A 13,207-nucleotide genomic window follows, 5' to 3' on the forward strand; every position below is an offset into this window, starting at 1 on the left:
TTGAGTTATATAGTCCAACAACGCCGTCATTTCTCACAACAGCATGAAACATCTTATCCGGTGAAAATATTACAGATTCAAAATCAGTCGGTCTGAATGAATCAATAATAACGCTTGCCAAATCATACGTTTTTTTTACAGCGAGTGGCGTTGCTACTTGATCTTCTGCTGTACTATCTGTTGATGAATTAAATACTAATTTTGATTTAATTAGTTCATTAATTCCGTTAACATTATTAGCAGAAATATGACCTGAAAAAACACCATTTTCATCAATAAACCATTTAAATTTTTCTATATCATAACTATATATTCCAAAAAGTGAGTTATCTCGTAAAACAATATGACACAATTTTTTCGGCGATCTAACTAACGTTTCTAAATCATATGATTGAAATTTATCTGATATTTCTGATAATTTTTTATTTAAAAACTGTGTTCGATTACCAAGTTGTTTTGCTTGTAGATTATCAATTCCATTAGGCCCACCAATAACTGGATCGGATTCTTCTAGTTGATAAATACCTGGTTCCCACACTGCTTCTTCTTTTAGATCAGCCATTTTTTATGATTCCTCTGTTATACTGCCCATTTCTATTTTTAATCATTCCGTTATGTCGAGCCGCTGCAGCTCGATAATCTAATGAAACTAGTTTGCAACGCGCTGGAGCATATTCAGGTATTGCTCGTCTCAATAATTCAGCAATATCATTTGTAATGGGTTGATGAAAAATGATTCGATAACATGCCCAGTTTTCTGACAAGCTATGTTTTTTTATACCGTTTCTGCAAAATTGACCGTTTCGATATCGAATTCCGAGACCCTCAACAATATCGATGTCACCATAACCAAGTGCTCTAATAATGTTGCGGATAGCCCATGGTGTGCCTTTTTTTTGATGTAGTTTTGTTGAGATTTTTAATAACTCGCGTTTTGCAGTTAATGATTCTGCTAATTTCCACAAATATTCATGAGTTAACGAGAAATGCCAAGCTAACGTAGACAACAACGGCTCTTCAGCGATATCTATTTGTGAATAGATATCGACATTTAAAAAATCGTTTTCAGTTTGTTTGATGGTAACGTCTATTGATTTGCTGATATTTTGAATTGTTTCGTCATGATTTATGCTGTGCGGAAGCATGTCATTAAACTGCATTTCGTTTAGTGAAATGCTAGACATATTTTTCTCATTATTTTTAACAAGTGGGGGCGTGTCCCCAGTTGTTTGATTTATTCTGATTCAGTTCCCGCAAATGTAATTCGATTATCGTCTTTCACAAACAAACAAACCTCACTGTTAGCTAATACGCGATAATTCATTCCGGTTATTTCAATGCGTTTCGCTCCAGCTTGCTTGCAGCGATGAATTAATTCGTCGGGATTGATGTCACGACCGAGTTTTGTTGACTGCCAGAATTCATATTCTGCAACTGCTCGTTCGATATTTTGAGTAATTATTGATTGTTGATATATATTTGATTCAGATAAAAACCATTTTATCGAATAATTTTGATTTACAGCGACAGCCGGAACAACGTCAACAGTATCTGTTAAAGGTCGAAATTCGTCATCGTTCAATATTTTTTTTACTGCTGTAATTTCTGTCGCATTAACGTCTGGTATTTTGCCACCAGTTAATAAAATACTAACACGAACAACACCGGGAATTGTTCTCTCAACAGCAACATCAATAATATTTTGATGAGCTGACAGTGCATGATATCGATATGCGAGTTTAGGGCCCGCAACTGAAAATTTTTCAGGAGCTAACGAGATTCGTTCTCTATACGCTGTATCATTTTCGACATCTGCACCGCCTGTAGTTTTTGTTATGTTTTTAACGCTAGTTATATATGCAATCGGATCAACAAATTTATCAATCTGACCAATTTCAATATTGTTAAACTGTTTGCCTGCAAACTGGCATTGAACGTTAACTGACGCAGATAATTCACCCGCTGGTATTTTAATCTCTGACAGCGTTTCAAATATTGCAGTTCCGTCACTAGTAACACGAGTTCCTGCTGGAACAACAACATCAAATTCTAATGGTTGGTTTATTGAAAACTCAACAATACAAGCAGAAAACGATTCAGGACGTCGAAATGTTGCGAGCATTGCACCAATGTGATCTAAATGCAAACCAGTTGCATATCGTAACAATGTTTGTTGTGCTGCAATGTTATAAATCGAGCGCTCGTGTGAGATTCGATATGCTAACGTAGTTAAAAATAAACGAATCGGATCACCCGGATACAACACAGTTTTTGCAATACGTTGATAATCATCAATGATTTGTTGTTCAATTTTTTTTGCGTCAGTATCAGTAAAATTAACATCATCTAATCGCATTAACTCATTGTATGATGTCATAATAATACCCCATTTTTAATTTCAATCCTGACAATTGGTGTTAACGAACCATTCATTGCATCATTTTGATTTGTAGTAAAATTGATTTCTACAACATTGACGCGAGGCTCATATTTCTCGATTTGATTTATGATTTCCTCCCTATATTTGACCATTGCCTGTAGTTGAGGTGTATCAATTAAATCAGGATTTAAACCAAAATTGCGATCTAAATAGAGCTTACCGCGCATAGTTGTTAAAATCATTCGAATATTTTGCACAATTTCATCACGACCACGAGCGCCGATTTTTATACTACTATTATCAGCAGAAACAATAATGCTATTCATCCGTATCATCCTCGCCGGTTTCGTTCTGGGCTGGCGTCATCGGGCGCTCACTCGATGACGGAGGAGAGCCAGGCAATCGTTGTGGCCCGCCTTTTCCGGTTTCGCCTCGTCGCACTTCATCTTCGCGCTGTGCTGTTGATGCATTATTCGAATATGAATCGATATATTCAGTTAATGTCAACTCAACCTCTGCAAATAAAATCGCGCCATTTTTTCCAACATGTGTCAAATTTTCTTCAAATTCGCGTAATGTAAATTTACCCAAATTTCTAGAGCCAATTATTAATCGATTAGCTATACCGGATGATTTAATTTTATTTAATAACATTAAATCTCTCTCTGGTTTTGCATACGTTCGATTTAGTTGAATATTAAATGTAATTTCGTCAAGTTCCTCGCCGGTGAATTCTGATATTGGTTTTCTACCTGCGATTTCATGATCTGCAAATTTCGCAGCTGAACGACGAGAAAATTCGTCAAACGTTTTAATATGTGATGCGCTGACAGTGAAAACAATGTCACCGAATGAACCGATACCGAACGAAATCCCAAAATCACTAAGATTAAAATTTAAAAAATCAGATATACTTGGGCTTGAACTACTACCGACAAAACTCATATATTTGACCCCTTCACACAACCTGTGGCAGTAATATTTCCGGTTACATTTAAATCGCCACCCTTGATTGAAATATTATTAGTTGTTGATATTTCACCTGTGATGGCCATTTTTTTTGCGCTGATTTCTGCTACAACAGCGCCACCGGAAACCACAGTCAAATTTCCAGTTATTGTTACATCGCCGTGCAGTTGAATATCTGGACATTTTACAGTCGCTGACGTTGCAGCATCCACTAATGCGGTTGATGTGGTTTTTACATCAACAGGACCTTTAACATCAGCTGTTAGTGTGCTTGTCGATTTGTCATAATCTAAAACTGTACCATCTTCAAACGTCCAATGCATAATTTGATTCAGTGAATCGATCGGAGCCGAATTTTTTGCATTATAAAATGTACCAACAATAAAACCATCACTATGCCCAGTGGGCATCATAATACATAGAGCATTACAGCCGACGTCCGGTGGTGCTTGATATCTATTTTTATTAGCATTGCTAACTAAAATATGTAAATCATATGAGACGATATTATCAATATCAGAAAACTGAACACGTGCTGTGTTGTTTTTGTTAACTGAAACGATAGTTCCCCAGCGTATCAACTGTTTTAATTCTTCTGTTGTATCCATTAATAACCTAACACGCCTCTTATTTCTATCGATGTTTCAAAACCGCTGGAAACAGACCAGGAATGTGTCACCTCTTCAATAACCCACGTACTATAATCCCACAAGCCAAAACCACTAATTCCAATTGTTAGTCCTGCTCGCAAATAAAGATTACCGAGATACGTTAGCGAACCGGTGATTTCACGTGAATTTTTCCTGCGTAGACTGGCTTTCGCGAGATTTTCAGCTTCAGCCAGATTACTGCAACGACGATTTATCTTGAGAACCTTTCCAACTTTAGGTTCGCTGATTTCATTTTTCTCGCTACCATTTTTTGATTGATTAGCAGGCGTAGTTATAACCATTCGCGTTTCCGGATCTATCTTGACCTCACCGCCAGATTTTGATTTTGAATCATCTTTACCTATCACACCCGATCTACCGTCAGGGGTGTATTGATATGTGACTAATTTTCCTGTTTTGCTATCTAAAAATTGAACCTGGCACGCTGAATAAATATCAGCACTGGACGCACGAAACGAGTGACTAATAAACCCGTCCGCATTTTTTGATAATGTTAACGACACCTCTTTGGCATCATATAACCGTTCCTGGTACACGATGATTTTACCGTGCGACAATCGAATATTAACACCGATGTACTCAGCAACTTTCAACAAAAATTCGAGATCTGACTCGTTTTTTTGGTCAAATCTGTCAATTACTGGGTCATAATCACTATCAAAAAAAACCGAAAACCCATGACGTTCAGCTATTTCATTAACTAAACCCGATAATTTGAAATTTTCCCAGGCTTTGCTGTGTGATTCGCCACGAATGCTAGATGTGATACCGACAGATAGCGCACCAATTGTAAATGTTGATGTTGGCCCGCTATCAGTTAAATCATCAATTTCAAACGAACCGCAATCGAGCATGTAATAGTCATTCGGTTTATTCCAATTTTCAGTGATGATTTGTGCGCATAGTGTAGCTCCTCGATCTGGAAACCAACCGTTTGACCAGATTCCTGTCGTATTTTCAACTGTTATATTCAAATCGTCAGATTCACCATTTTTTGCACGCTCAGTAAACGAAAACGATTCAATATAATTTGATATATCGTGAGTGATATCTGTATCGTTATACGACAGTACTAGACGAGTTTTCCGAGGTGAACTTGATAACCAATTTAATGCATTATTAACAAAATCAGTAACATCATTCTCATCAATCATCCCATGGTGCCCTCATTGAATTACTGTTAACGCGTGGTGTTTCGGGAATAATCAACTGAATACCCGCTGTGAAAACTATTGTGTTAGCGTGAGCTGGATTTGCAGCAATGAGAATATGCATCAATTTCTCACTACCATAAATATCATGAGCTAAAATATCCCACGTATCGCCTTGTCGAGTTATACAATGCCATTTCATTAAGACACTCCAATTCGTTGACGTTGATATTGATAATTTTTAAATTGTTTTTCAAACTCAACACGTTGTTCGTTGAGTACTTTTTCAATCTGTTTTTTAATCTCATCACTATTTAAAACACCGGTGATTGTGATTGTTGGATTAAACGACGGACTAAATGATGTTTTTTGATTGTTGTTGTTAATTGTTTGAGCTAAACCATTTGTCAGTTCATCAATTAAACTAAAACCTTGGTTTTCTGTTATCCCTGAATAATCAGTTTTAGAGCCGATAACATTAATTTTTTGCGTAACCGGTGAACTGGTTAAATTTTTAGCTGTAGAATACGCATTATTATCAGCAACAGGATTTAAATTTAATCCCATGATTTTTGCTGATTGCATTAATAATTGTTTTCCGCGAGCGGGTTTTGTTAGCGGAATAACCGCCTCAGGGCCGTCTTCACCAATTTCAGCAATTTGACGATGACGAACAATTGCACCATTTGCGTGATGAGCATCAACATCAATACCTGCATTTGAACGAACAGCGTCAATATCAACACCAACAGTTTTAAAGCCACTTTTTAGCCAGTCAGGCATCCATCCAGTAAACGTATCAATAACGGCCTTTTTAATTGATTGCCACGTGTTAACAATGCCGTCGCCGAATGATTTTATGAATTTTGCGCCTTCATCGATGAGGCTCACACCGGTAAAATATTTAAAAATTCCATCAATTGCATCCATTACAAGGGTTACCGGATTGAAATTTTTTAATAAATTCAAAATCCCATTGATAAAACCGTCGTCAAATAATTTCGTAATACTCGCAAATTTTTCGGAAAAAAAGGTTTTAACGCCGTTCCACATATTTTTTATAAATGCGACAACTTTGTCCCAATTTTTATACAAAAAATATCCCGCAACGACTAATGCTGTAATTCCGGCAATCACCATTCCGATCGGGTTTGCGAGCAGAGCAATGCCAAATTTAATAATCGCGGGTATCGCTTTTAAAAATGATTTGCTCAGCATCAAAACAGCCTTACCCGTCGTTTTTAACCACATTGCAAACTGAATTGCTTTAATCGTCAAGAATAATTTTCCAGAGTTTTGCAAAAGCGGCATCCAACCGCCCAGCGCAGTTGCTGTATCATTAATTCCGGTCCAAATTCCAGTTAAAAACTCTTTAATTTGAGGTAATGCAGCTTTAAAATTTTCGATAAATTCAGCTATTTTATTTGAAATTAACTCACGATTCGCAGATATCCACTTTGCTAATGACTGAATTAAGGGCGTGATGACTGGGATTAGCTGTTTGCCGATTGTGTTAGTCAAACCACGAGCTGATTTTTTAAGTAAATCCAAACTATCGCAAAATTCAGCGCCAGCAACAGCCTCATCATTGCTAAATGTCATGCCGAGTTCGTCCGCTTGAGTCATCAAGTCTTTTATTGATTCACTACCACCTTGTAGTAATGGGATCATATCAGCACCCGATTTACCAAAAACGGCCATTGCCAGATCTGATTTATAAATGCCCTCCGGCATTTTTTTGAACGTGTCTGACATTTCGAGCATGACCTGATCTGCGGTTTTTAATTTACCAGCACTATCACGAATATTAACACCTGCTCGTTTAAACGCTAATTGTGCTGATTTGTTACCAGTTGCTGCAGATGCGATTTGTTGATTCAATTTTAAAATATTTGCGCCGAATTGCTCGGTTGAAACACCGCTCATATTTGCAGCATGTGATAATTGACTCAATGTTTTTGCTGAAATTCCAGCCTTTTGTGACATTTTGTCAAACTGATCACCTGATTCGGCCGTATTTTTAGCAATTAACATTAACGCGGGGATGGTTCCAGCAACGCTACCGATCATTGCAGTTTTAACAGCTTTGAGAGGACCAGATAACGCGCTAAACTGTTTACCGAGAGAACTTGCGGATTTTTTTATGCTATCAATATGTTTTGCTGTTTCGCGCGTGGCTTTAATCAACGACTGATCTAATTTCCCTTTCATGATCCACGACAGCATCATGTTAGACGATTTAGCCATTTTTAGTTTCCTGCAATTTGTTTGCTTTAACTGTTACGTTAATCCATTTCTTCAGCATTAACAGAGGTTGTTTTAAATAAAAATCAGAGGATGTATTATTTGCTCGTGATAACATCACAACTATTGTCATAATATCGTCAGCAGAAATTCTACCGACTACTGCATCAAAAAATTTTGAGTCATCATTGTGATAGCTGAAATATCCTTAATTGAAAAACGTTTTAATGTTTCAACGGGCAACTTTGCAGCACGTGCTGAGATATGCATCAAATATGTTTTGTTAAATTCCGCGGGTCCGGCAACGATATTTCCTGACGAGATCATTTCAAATTCAGTATTTGCAATGTCATCACCGGTAAGACTGTAAAAATCCAAATCGATTGATTCATATTCAACGCCATCAATTGTTTTAGGCTGTTTTAATTTGTAATTAATAACATTGTTTTTTTTAGTTGTGTCTATTTCTGTTGTGTTGCTCATAATTAAACCTTAAAAAAATAGCCCGGTTAGCGGGCAAAAGGATGTGAAATGAATAGAAATTTTATTAAAGACCAATTGCTTTACGAATGTCAGAATTCTCATCTTTACCATTAACACGATAAATGCAATTTAACGGGTCTATTTCGATAATATCTTTACCATCATAAATTTCTCGATAGTAAAGCACTGAAAATTCAACAGAGCGATCCTGAGTTTCGCCCGGTACGAATTTTCCAACAGTGTTAGTTTTAGGAATTGCTCGATATATCAATTTCTGTTGTTTAATCACTAATTGACCCGTTTTCGGATCTGTGTCCTGAATTGCAGACCACAGCTCGATGTGATGAGCTTCTTGCGTCAAAATCGAATAAATTTGAGGCGTAACATCATTTAATGTTAATGTCATTGACATCGCCTGGACTAGACTTTTAACCGGAACTTCAACAGAGCCACCAATGCCAGCGCCTTTCATTTCAGCAACAACCGCAGAAATCGCCGGAGCATCATGCTGTGTAGTGCCTAGAAAATCTTTGCCGTCTTTGTAAATTTTGTAATTAACTACTGCCATTTTTATTACCCAAATAATGTTGAGAGGTAGTCTGGATCATACTCAAGACTAAATTTAATACGTTCAGCAGGTGACTGCGTACCCCAGTTGATATGAAATTGAACCATTCCGTCCATCAAATCTAATGTACTGTTTTCGCTCTCTAAAAGCTCGATACGCCCTCCTAAAATATAACCTTTGGCTGTGTAGCTATTCAGATTAATTTGCTCACTGTTCATGATTGTTTGAGCGAGTCTATGTCCAATCGGCTCGTCTACTTTCTGCCACCAAGTCAAAATCAGTTGATTACCGTACCAACCAAACATTCGGCGATTAGAAATCATGGTGTCTTTAATGTCGGTAACGTCAGGAAAACACGCTGTTCGGTTACCCCATAATTTCCAACCACCAATAAAATTAAATGCTGTGACAATTCCGTTTGCGTTTAGAGCATTAGCTTCATCAGGGCCTAGCCATAGCTCATTAACGTTATCTGCTGTTGCCGCTTGCATTTGCAATAATTTATTTGACGGACTCGCATACGGGACATCATCGTGATTAGCGTCAGTGTCTGCAATAACGCCGGCGCACAATGTTGATAACCTTATAATTTGATTATTAAAAACCGCACGTGGCCAGCATACAATTAGATCCTCTTGAACTAAATTGTTTTTCAATTTATATTCGGGAGCAAGTGACGGATCAGGTAATGTTTGAGGTAAATCAGCAATAGCAACGGCTCTAAAAATACCGTTAATTGAGCTAGCCTTTGTAGCCATTATTGCAGCAACAGACGGATTATCACTGAAACCAGGCGCACAAATAACACCGGGCAAAACTCGATACTGAGAAAATACACGATCAACGAGCTGAATACCGGTTGTTTTGCCTGTGTTAAAATCAACACCGCCAATACATTCATTTACTGTGACAAGTTCTGGCGCTGCATATGTATATGTCGCGTTGACAGACGTTGCTGTTTTTAATAGACCGTTTTTTGAGATGCTAATTTTACCAGTGATTTTATTTAACGAATAATCGACACCTTCAGCACATTCGATTCCCTCAGCTGTTGTTAAAACACACTTAATTAAATCACTGTTAGCTAACTGACCTGTTTCGTTACTTAATGCGACAGATTCGTCAGTAACAGCTTTTTTATGAACAGCTGGATCAAATATATTGATAAAAACAACAGGGGCACACGCATATAAAACAAACATAGTATATGCAGCTTCTGATAAACCCCACTTTTCAAAATCATCGTTTTGTGTGTAACCGAGTGCGCGTACAGCTGCAGCATTGTTATGACATAAAACGACATCACCGTTTTTAGCTGCGCGTGATTGTTCTGATAAACGATGAATTGGAGCGCAACCAATAAAAACGGGAATTGACGCAGAAATTTGTCGAGCGGGAATAATCGAAGTCGGTATTTGTTTAACTTCAACACCATGATAAAAAGCCATTAATTAACCCCTTTTTTACTATTTATATAATTCTGATGAACATTTTTATAGCACTCTGCTAAAAATGTATTACCGGTGCGAATACCTATTCTAGCTTCCGCCACTTCATCAATAGAAACAAACAACGCTGCAAAATTGGCATCGCTCTGTTGCCGTGTTGCAATTTCTGGCGGTGTTGAGCCGTTAAATATTGAACCTGTAGTTATAGTGATGCCCTGACCTGACATTGTCGGACCCAAATAAATTTTTTGAGACATAAAAACCTCTATGAAAATGTTTGATTTAGTTCTATTTTAGGAATGCTAATTTTTCGCTGAAACGTAGTGAGAGCAACAGCGGCAAAATACGGCGCATCAGACTGCAGACCGGCTTCATATGGGTCAATAGATTTCGGTAAACCAAATGTAGATTTAATTTCATCATCGTGATAAAAATAATTTTTACCCCAAAATTGATATTTTTTAATAAATAGCGTAATTCTATCCATTAAATTAACAACTTCCTCGATCCCTTGTTCGTATTTTTCGTAACTATCTGAAACATGAATACCACAAATAATTGCAATGTTAATAATTTGCAGGCATGGCTCATCGTTAGATAACGAAATTTCTAGCGGGCGAATTAAAATAAATGGCACATCGCTGTCGGTTTTTTGTTGAGTTCCAGCGTTTGTGGGCATTGAACATGTTTTGGGTGGAAGTTGGCCAATCATGATATTGGGTTTAGCTCGATGTAATTGATTGCCAGTAGGATGCTCCAGATACCACTCGTCCAGCTCGTCATTTAATCGTGTTTTTAATTCGTCAATTAATAAATATGATGACATTATCTAGCTCCCGTTTTATTGAGCCACCTTTCCATTTGCTGATTAAATCGTGTGGAAAATCGCTCTTGCGCTTTAGACTGAACGGTATCAGTGATATGTTTTCGACCGGCAAATTGAGGTATAGACGGCCCAAACAATTCTTGTAATTTTTCACGTCCTGAGGATGTTAAAACACCTCGTTGTCGTTCAAAAATTCCGACATGTCCAGATTTCATCGTCGCAACGAATGCATGCTGAAATGTAATAGTTTTTTGACCCAAACTGACCGATAAACTACCAGGAGACAGCCCCTTTTTACTTTTTTTTGGTTTTTTAAATTTGTATTTAAATTTAGCTAAACCAATAGGATTACCTGTGATTTCGACTCGCGCATTATGCGTTTGCACTGACGAACTGGCCTTGAAGACAGTGAATGAATAAAAAACTTTTTTTCGGACGATGCCACTTTCTTTGACTACTAGCTTTGTACCATCTGTGCGCATACCAGCTAACGAGCGATTAGTTGCATCAGCAGCCACTTTATCAGCTTTATCACCTAGTTTTTTTAAAACTGAACTGCTAATTCGTGACTGACCCGCGTCAATTTTCATCGTGATCATGACGTTAATCGCTCTAATCGAATAACTAAATCATTTGTTAATTTTTGGACTGATGCAACTCGCCACATTTGACCGTCAATATTAACGCGTTCGCGAGATGTCGGCGCAGGCGACAATGAGTTAATATCACAACGATAAATAACGGTTTCTGATTCAATACCGTGTGTGAACTGTGTTGACTCAGTTGGTGTTTCGTCAACAACAGTTAACGGATAACCGTTCCACTGAATAGAAAATGCAAACTCATTTTTGTTAAAAAATACGTTTGCATTATCGAGCTGTAACTGTTGTTTAAAATCACTCATCGTTATCAGATTCATCATCAATCAACAATTGACGTAATTCATCTTCAGATTGCTCTGCTGTGAATTCAATAGCACGAGCTGTTAGCTCTAATTCAAGTTGTTCACGCGTTAACGTGTTGATATCGAATTCATCATCGTCTGATTCGTCAGTAATTTTGGATGTAGTTCGATGATCTGAAACTAGTTTTTGTAATTCAGCTAGATTTAATTTTTTATCAAAAACAATTCCTGCAGCTGTTAATTCCTCCTGACATTGTTTTTTTGTCATATCATTAATTAATGATTTTGTGGCGCTTTTAGTGAAAACAACAGTTACTGTTTCATATTTAGCTGCACCTAATTTTATAAGACGATCTGCCTCAGATTCTGTAATATCATCAGGAATAGATAGAATTGAGTTCGTTGTATATTCGATGTAATTATGAAAAACAGGGCCAATTAATTTTATATATTTTTTAGACATAGAAGATCCTTAAAAGTGGGGTCATGTCCCCACTTTTTTAAATTTACTAATTAGACAATACTCGTGCACAAATAAATGCATCGACCTGATACAGATTCGGCAGAGGGGCCGATTCTAGTTGAATGTAACGAGCGCTGCCGTCCTGTTCTAGCCACGAATGAGGGAATCGAGGCATGGCCTGTAATGAGTGTAAATTTTGAATCATTCCATATAGCATTTGACAACCAGCTGATTTACAACCGATGAGCACCGCATCATCCGGTATCAATGGAGTGGTATTACCTGTTACTGGATCTGTGAATGTTTCATTGTATGAAAAAATAGGTATATTAGATGGAGCTAAATAACCGTGAAATCTAACCCCCTGATCTGCTAATTGCTGATTTTGCTGAATATTAATTTCACCAACATGATAATTTAGAATATCTAACCGTTTCTGAGTTTTTTCATTATCAATGATTGCGCGAACGGATTTTTTACCGCAAATTATAATAGTCGGTGACATACCTGATCGCTCACCAATCTTATCAGACCAGTCATCGAGATCAAACATAGGGTCACCATTTCGATCCCAACATTTATCTCCTGACAAGAATATTTTTTGGCGACCTTGCGTATAGCCTAGATCTATTTTAAAGTCTCCATCCTGCCCTTTAACAAAGATTTCACCGTTTATTAAAGCTTGTGCAGCCATAACTTCTTCTAGTCGAACTATACGAGAGTCAAGATCAAATAATCGTTCACCGAGTAAACGTTGTTCTCGTTGGGCGGGTGTTAGTGGTTTAGTATAGTCCTCACCGAAACCTCTCGTAACAGTATCGTTCGGCCTGATACTTTTGATTTCTTTTGTATAGCACGGAGCAACTGTTTTAGTTTGAAATCCCGCATTCTCAACTAACCGACCTTTTGATAACGGATGAACGTATGCTGCAATGTCGCGATTCCCCTGTTTAATATCAATATCAACTTTTTCAGTTTCAAATGTTTTAACTGTATGAAAAAATGTGTCTAATAAAAATCGACGAGGTACTGAAACTTGTTCTAACGCAGCAACTAGTAGCCGCGGTTTATAAATACTGTTTTCTGACATTTTATTTCCT

The 13,207-nt window shown here is 37.4% G+C and carries 18 protein-coding genes; all 18 read right to left on the reverse strand.

Translation table 11 applies throughout. The annotated features are described in order from the left end of the window. Positions 1–562, reverse strand: a 562-nt coding sequence (locus tag J3U66_RS12295) for a phage tail protein (protein ID WP_267349155.1), incomplete at its 3' end; no start/stop codon positions are given. Beyond that, complete coding sequence (locus J3U66_RS12300; protein WP_267349156.1) at positions 555–1,184, reverse strand: phage tail protein; 630 nt, start codon at positions 1,182–1,184, stop codon at positions 555–557. The genes J3U66_RS12295 and J3U66_RS12300, both read right to left, overlap by 8 nt. 50 nt (positions 1,185–1,234) lie before the next feature. Beyond that, positions 1,235–2,377: a baseplate assembly protein gene (locus J3U66_RS12305; RefSeq protein WP_267349157.1), complete on the reverse strand. Its 1,143-nt coding sequence runs from the start codon at positions 2,375–2,377 to the stop codon at positions 1,235–1,237. After that, on the reverse strand, positions 2,374–2,706 hold the full coding sequence (locus tag J3U66_RS12310) for a GPW/gp25 family protein (RefSeq protein WP_267349159.1): 333 nt from the start codon (positions 2,704–2,706) through the stop codon (positions 2,374–2,376). The genes J3U66_RS12305 and J3U66_RS12310 overlap by 4 nt, the downstream gene beginning before the upstream one ends. After that, positions 2,699–3,325, reverse strand: a complete 627-nt coding sequence (locus tag J3U66_RS12315) for a phage tail protein (protein ID WP_267349160.1) — start codon at positions 3,323–3,325, stop codon at positions 2,699–2,701. The genes J3U66_RS12310 and J3U66_RS12315 overlap by 8 nt, the downstream gene beginning before the upstream one ends. Beyond that, positions 3,322–3,957, reverse strand: a complete 636-nt coding sequence (locus tag J3U66_RS12320) for a phage baseplate assembly protein V (RefSeq protein WP_267349161.1) — start codon at positions 3,955–3,957, stop codon at positions 3,322–3,324. Before J3U66_RS12320 ends, J3U66_RS12315 begins: the two co-directional genes overlap by 4 nt. Next, positions 3,957–5,174 (reverse strand): phage late control D family protein, encoded by a 1,218-nt coding sequence (locus J3U66_RS12325; RefSeq protein ID WP_267349163.1) that lies wholly within the window; start codon positions 5,172–5,174, stop codon positions 3,957–3,959. The genes J3U66_RS12320 and J3U66_RS12325 overlap by 1 nt, the downstream gene beginning before the upstream one ends. Further along, entirely contained in the window at positions 5,167–5,373 is a 207-nt protein-coding gene (locus tag J3U66_RS12330; RefSeq protein WP_267349165.1) for a tail protein X, read from the reverse strand. Before J3U66_RS12330 ends, J3U66_RS12325 begins: the two co-directional genes overlap by 8 nt. Further along, a complete protein-coding gene (locus J3U66_RS12335) occupies positions 5,373–7,418 on the reverse strand; it encodes a hypothetical protein (RefSeq protein WP_267349166.1) in 2,046 nt (681 codons plus the stop codon). The genes J3U66_RS12330 and J3U66_RS12335 overlap by 1 nt, the downstream gene beginning before the upstream one ends. Before the next feature lie 156 nt (positions 7,419–7,574). Next, positions 7,575–7,898, reverse strand: a complete 324-nt coding sequence (locus tag J3U66_RS12340; RefSeq protein WP_267349168.1) for a phage tail assembly protein — start codon at positions 7,896–7,898, stop codon at positions 7,575–7,577. A gap of 64 nt (positions 7,899–7,962) precedes the next feature. After that, complete coding sequence (locus J3U66_RS12345) at positions 7,963–8,466, reverse strand: phage major tail tube protein (RefSeq protein ID WP_267349169.1); 504 nt, start codon at positions 8,464–8,466, stop codon at positions 7,963–7,965. 5 nt (positions 8,467–8,471) lie between these two features. Next, a complete protein-coding gene (locus J3U66_RS12350; protein ID WP_267349171.1) occupies positions 8,472–9,914 on the reverse strand; it encodes a phage tail sheath family protein in 1,443 nt (480 codons plus the stop codon). Next, entirely contained in the window at positions 9,914–10,171 is a 258-nt protein-coding gene (locus J3U66_RS12355) for a hypothetical protein (protein ID WP_267349172.1), read from the reverse strand. Before J3U66_RS12355 ends, J3U66_RS12350 begins: the two co-directional genes overlap by 1 nt. Before the next feature lie 8 nt (positions 10,172–10,179). Continuing rightward, positions 10,180–10,740 (reverse strand): hypothetical protein, encoded by a 561-nt coding sequence (locus J3U66_RS12360; protein ID WP_267349173.1) that lies wholly within the window; start codon positions 10,738–10,740, stop codon positions 10,180–10,182. Further along, positions 10,740–11,330 (reverse strand): phage tail protein, encoded by a 591-nt coding sequence (locus tag J3U66_RS12365; RefSeq protein WP_267349174.1) that lies wholly within the window; start codon positions 11,328–11,330, stop codon positions 10,740–10,742. Before J3U66_RS12365 ends, J3U66_RS12360 begins: the two co-directional genes overlap by 1 nt. A 5-nt stretch (positions 11,331–11,335) precedes the next feature. Beyond that, on the reverse strand, positions 11,336–11,644 hold the full coding sequence (locus J3U66_RS12370; protein WP_065733734.1) for a hypothetical protein: 309 nt from the start codon (positions 11,642–11,644) through the stop codon (positions 11,336–11,338). After that, positions 11,637–12,107 (reverse strand): hypothetical protein, encoded by a 471-nt coding sequence (locus tag J3U66_RS12375; RefSeq protein WP_267349176.1) that lies wholly within the window; start codon positions 12,105–12,107, stop codon positions 11,637–11,639. The genes J3U66_RS12370 and J3U66_RS12375 overlap by 8 nt, the downstream gene beginning before the upstream one ends. Before the next feature lie 46 nt (positions 12,108–12,153). Then, the gene (locus J3U66_RS12380) at positions 12,154–13,197 is read right to left on the reverse strand and encodes a major capsid protein (protein ID WP_267349178.1); all 1,044 of its coding nucleotides are present in this window, start codon (positions 13,195–13,197) and stop codon (positions 12,154–12,156) included. Between the last annotated feature and the right edge of the window lie 10 nt (positions 13,198–13,207).

The sequence above is a fragment of the Gilliamella sp. B2969 genome, from assembly GCF_026536195.1.
GTDB lineage: Bacteria > Pseudomonadota > Gammaproteobacteria > Enterobacterales > Orbaceae > Gilliamella.

What these genes read in the sequence shown, in the direction of transcription:
- J3U66_RS12300 (WP_267349156.1), bottom strand. Translation starts at nt 1,184, where the DNA reads ATGTCTAGCATTTCACTAAACGAAATGCAGTTTAATGACATGCTTCCG.
- J3U66_RS12305 (WP_267349157.1), bottom strand. Translation starts at nt 2,377, where the DNA reads ATGACATCATACAATGAGTTAATGCGATTAGATGATGTTAATTTTACT.
- J3U66_RS12310 (WP_267349159.1), bottom strand. Translation starts at nt 2,706, where the DNA reads ATGAATAGCATTATTGTTTCTGCTGATAATAGTAGTATAAAAATCGGC.
- J3U66_RS12315 (WP_267349160.1), bottom strand. Translation starts at nt 3,325, where the DNA reads ATGAGTTTTGTCGGTAGTAGTTCAAGCCCAAGTATATCTGATTTTTTA.
- J3U66_RS12320 (WP_267349161.1), bottom strand. Translation starts at nt 3,957, where the DNA reads ATGGATACAACAGAAGAATTAAAACAGTTGATACGCTGGGGAACTATC.
- J3U66_RS12325 (WP_267349163.1), bottom strand. Translation starts at nt 5,174, where the DNA reads ATGATTGATGAGAATGATGTTACTGATTTTGTTAATAATGCATTAAAT.
- J3U66_RS12330 (WP_267349165.1), bottom strand. Translation starts at nt 5,373, where the DNA reads ATGAAATGGCATTGTATAACTCGACAAGGCGATACGTGGGATATTTTA.
- J3U66_RS12335 (WP_267349166.1), bottom strand. Translation starts at nt 7,418, where the DNA reads ATGGCTAAATCGTCTAACATGATGCTGTCGTGGATCATGAAAGGGAAA.
- J3U66_RS12340 (WP_267349168.1), bottom strand. Translation starts at nt 7,898, where the DNA reads ATGAGCAACACAACAGAAATAGACACAACTAAAAAAAACAATGTTATT.
- J3U66_RS12345 (WP_267349169.1), bottom strand. Translation starts at nt 8,466, where the DNA reads ATGGCAGTAGTTAATTACAAAATTTACAAAGACGGCAAAGATTTTCTA.
- J3U66_RS12350 (WP_267349171.1), bottom strand. Translation starts at nt 9,914, where the DNA reads ATGGCTTTTTATCATGGTGTTGAAGTTAAACAAATACCGACTTCGATT.
- J3U66_RS12355 (WP_267349172.1), bottom strand. Translation starts at nt 10,171, where the DNA reads ATGTCTCAAAAAATTTATTTGGGTCCGACAATGTCAGGTCAGGGCATC.
- J3U66_RS12360 (WP_267349173.1), bottom strand. Translation starts at nt 10,740, where the DNA reads ATGTCATCATATTTATTAATTGACGAATTAAAAACACGATTAAATGAC.
- J3U66_RS12365 (WP_267349174.1), bottom strand. Translation starts at nt 11,330, where the DNA reads ATGAAAATTGACGCGGGTCAGTCACGAATTAGCAGTTCAGTTTTAAAA.
- J3U66_RS12370 (WP_065733734.1), bottom strand. Translation starts at nt 11,644, where the DNA reads ATGAGTGATTTTAAACAACAGTTACAGCTCGATAATGCAAACGTATTT.
- J3U66_RS12375 (WP_267349176.1), bottom strand. Translation starts at nt 12,107, where the DNA reads ATGTCTAAAAAATATATAAAATTAATTGGCCCTGTTTTTCATAATTAC.
- J3U66_RS12380 (WP_267349178.1), bottom strand. Translation starts at nt 13,197, where the DNA reads ATGTCAGAAAACAGTATTTATAAACCGCGGCTACTAGTTGCTGCGTTA.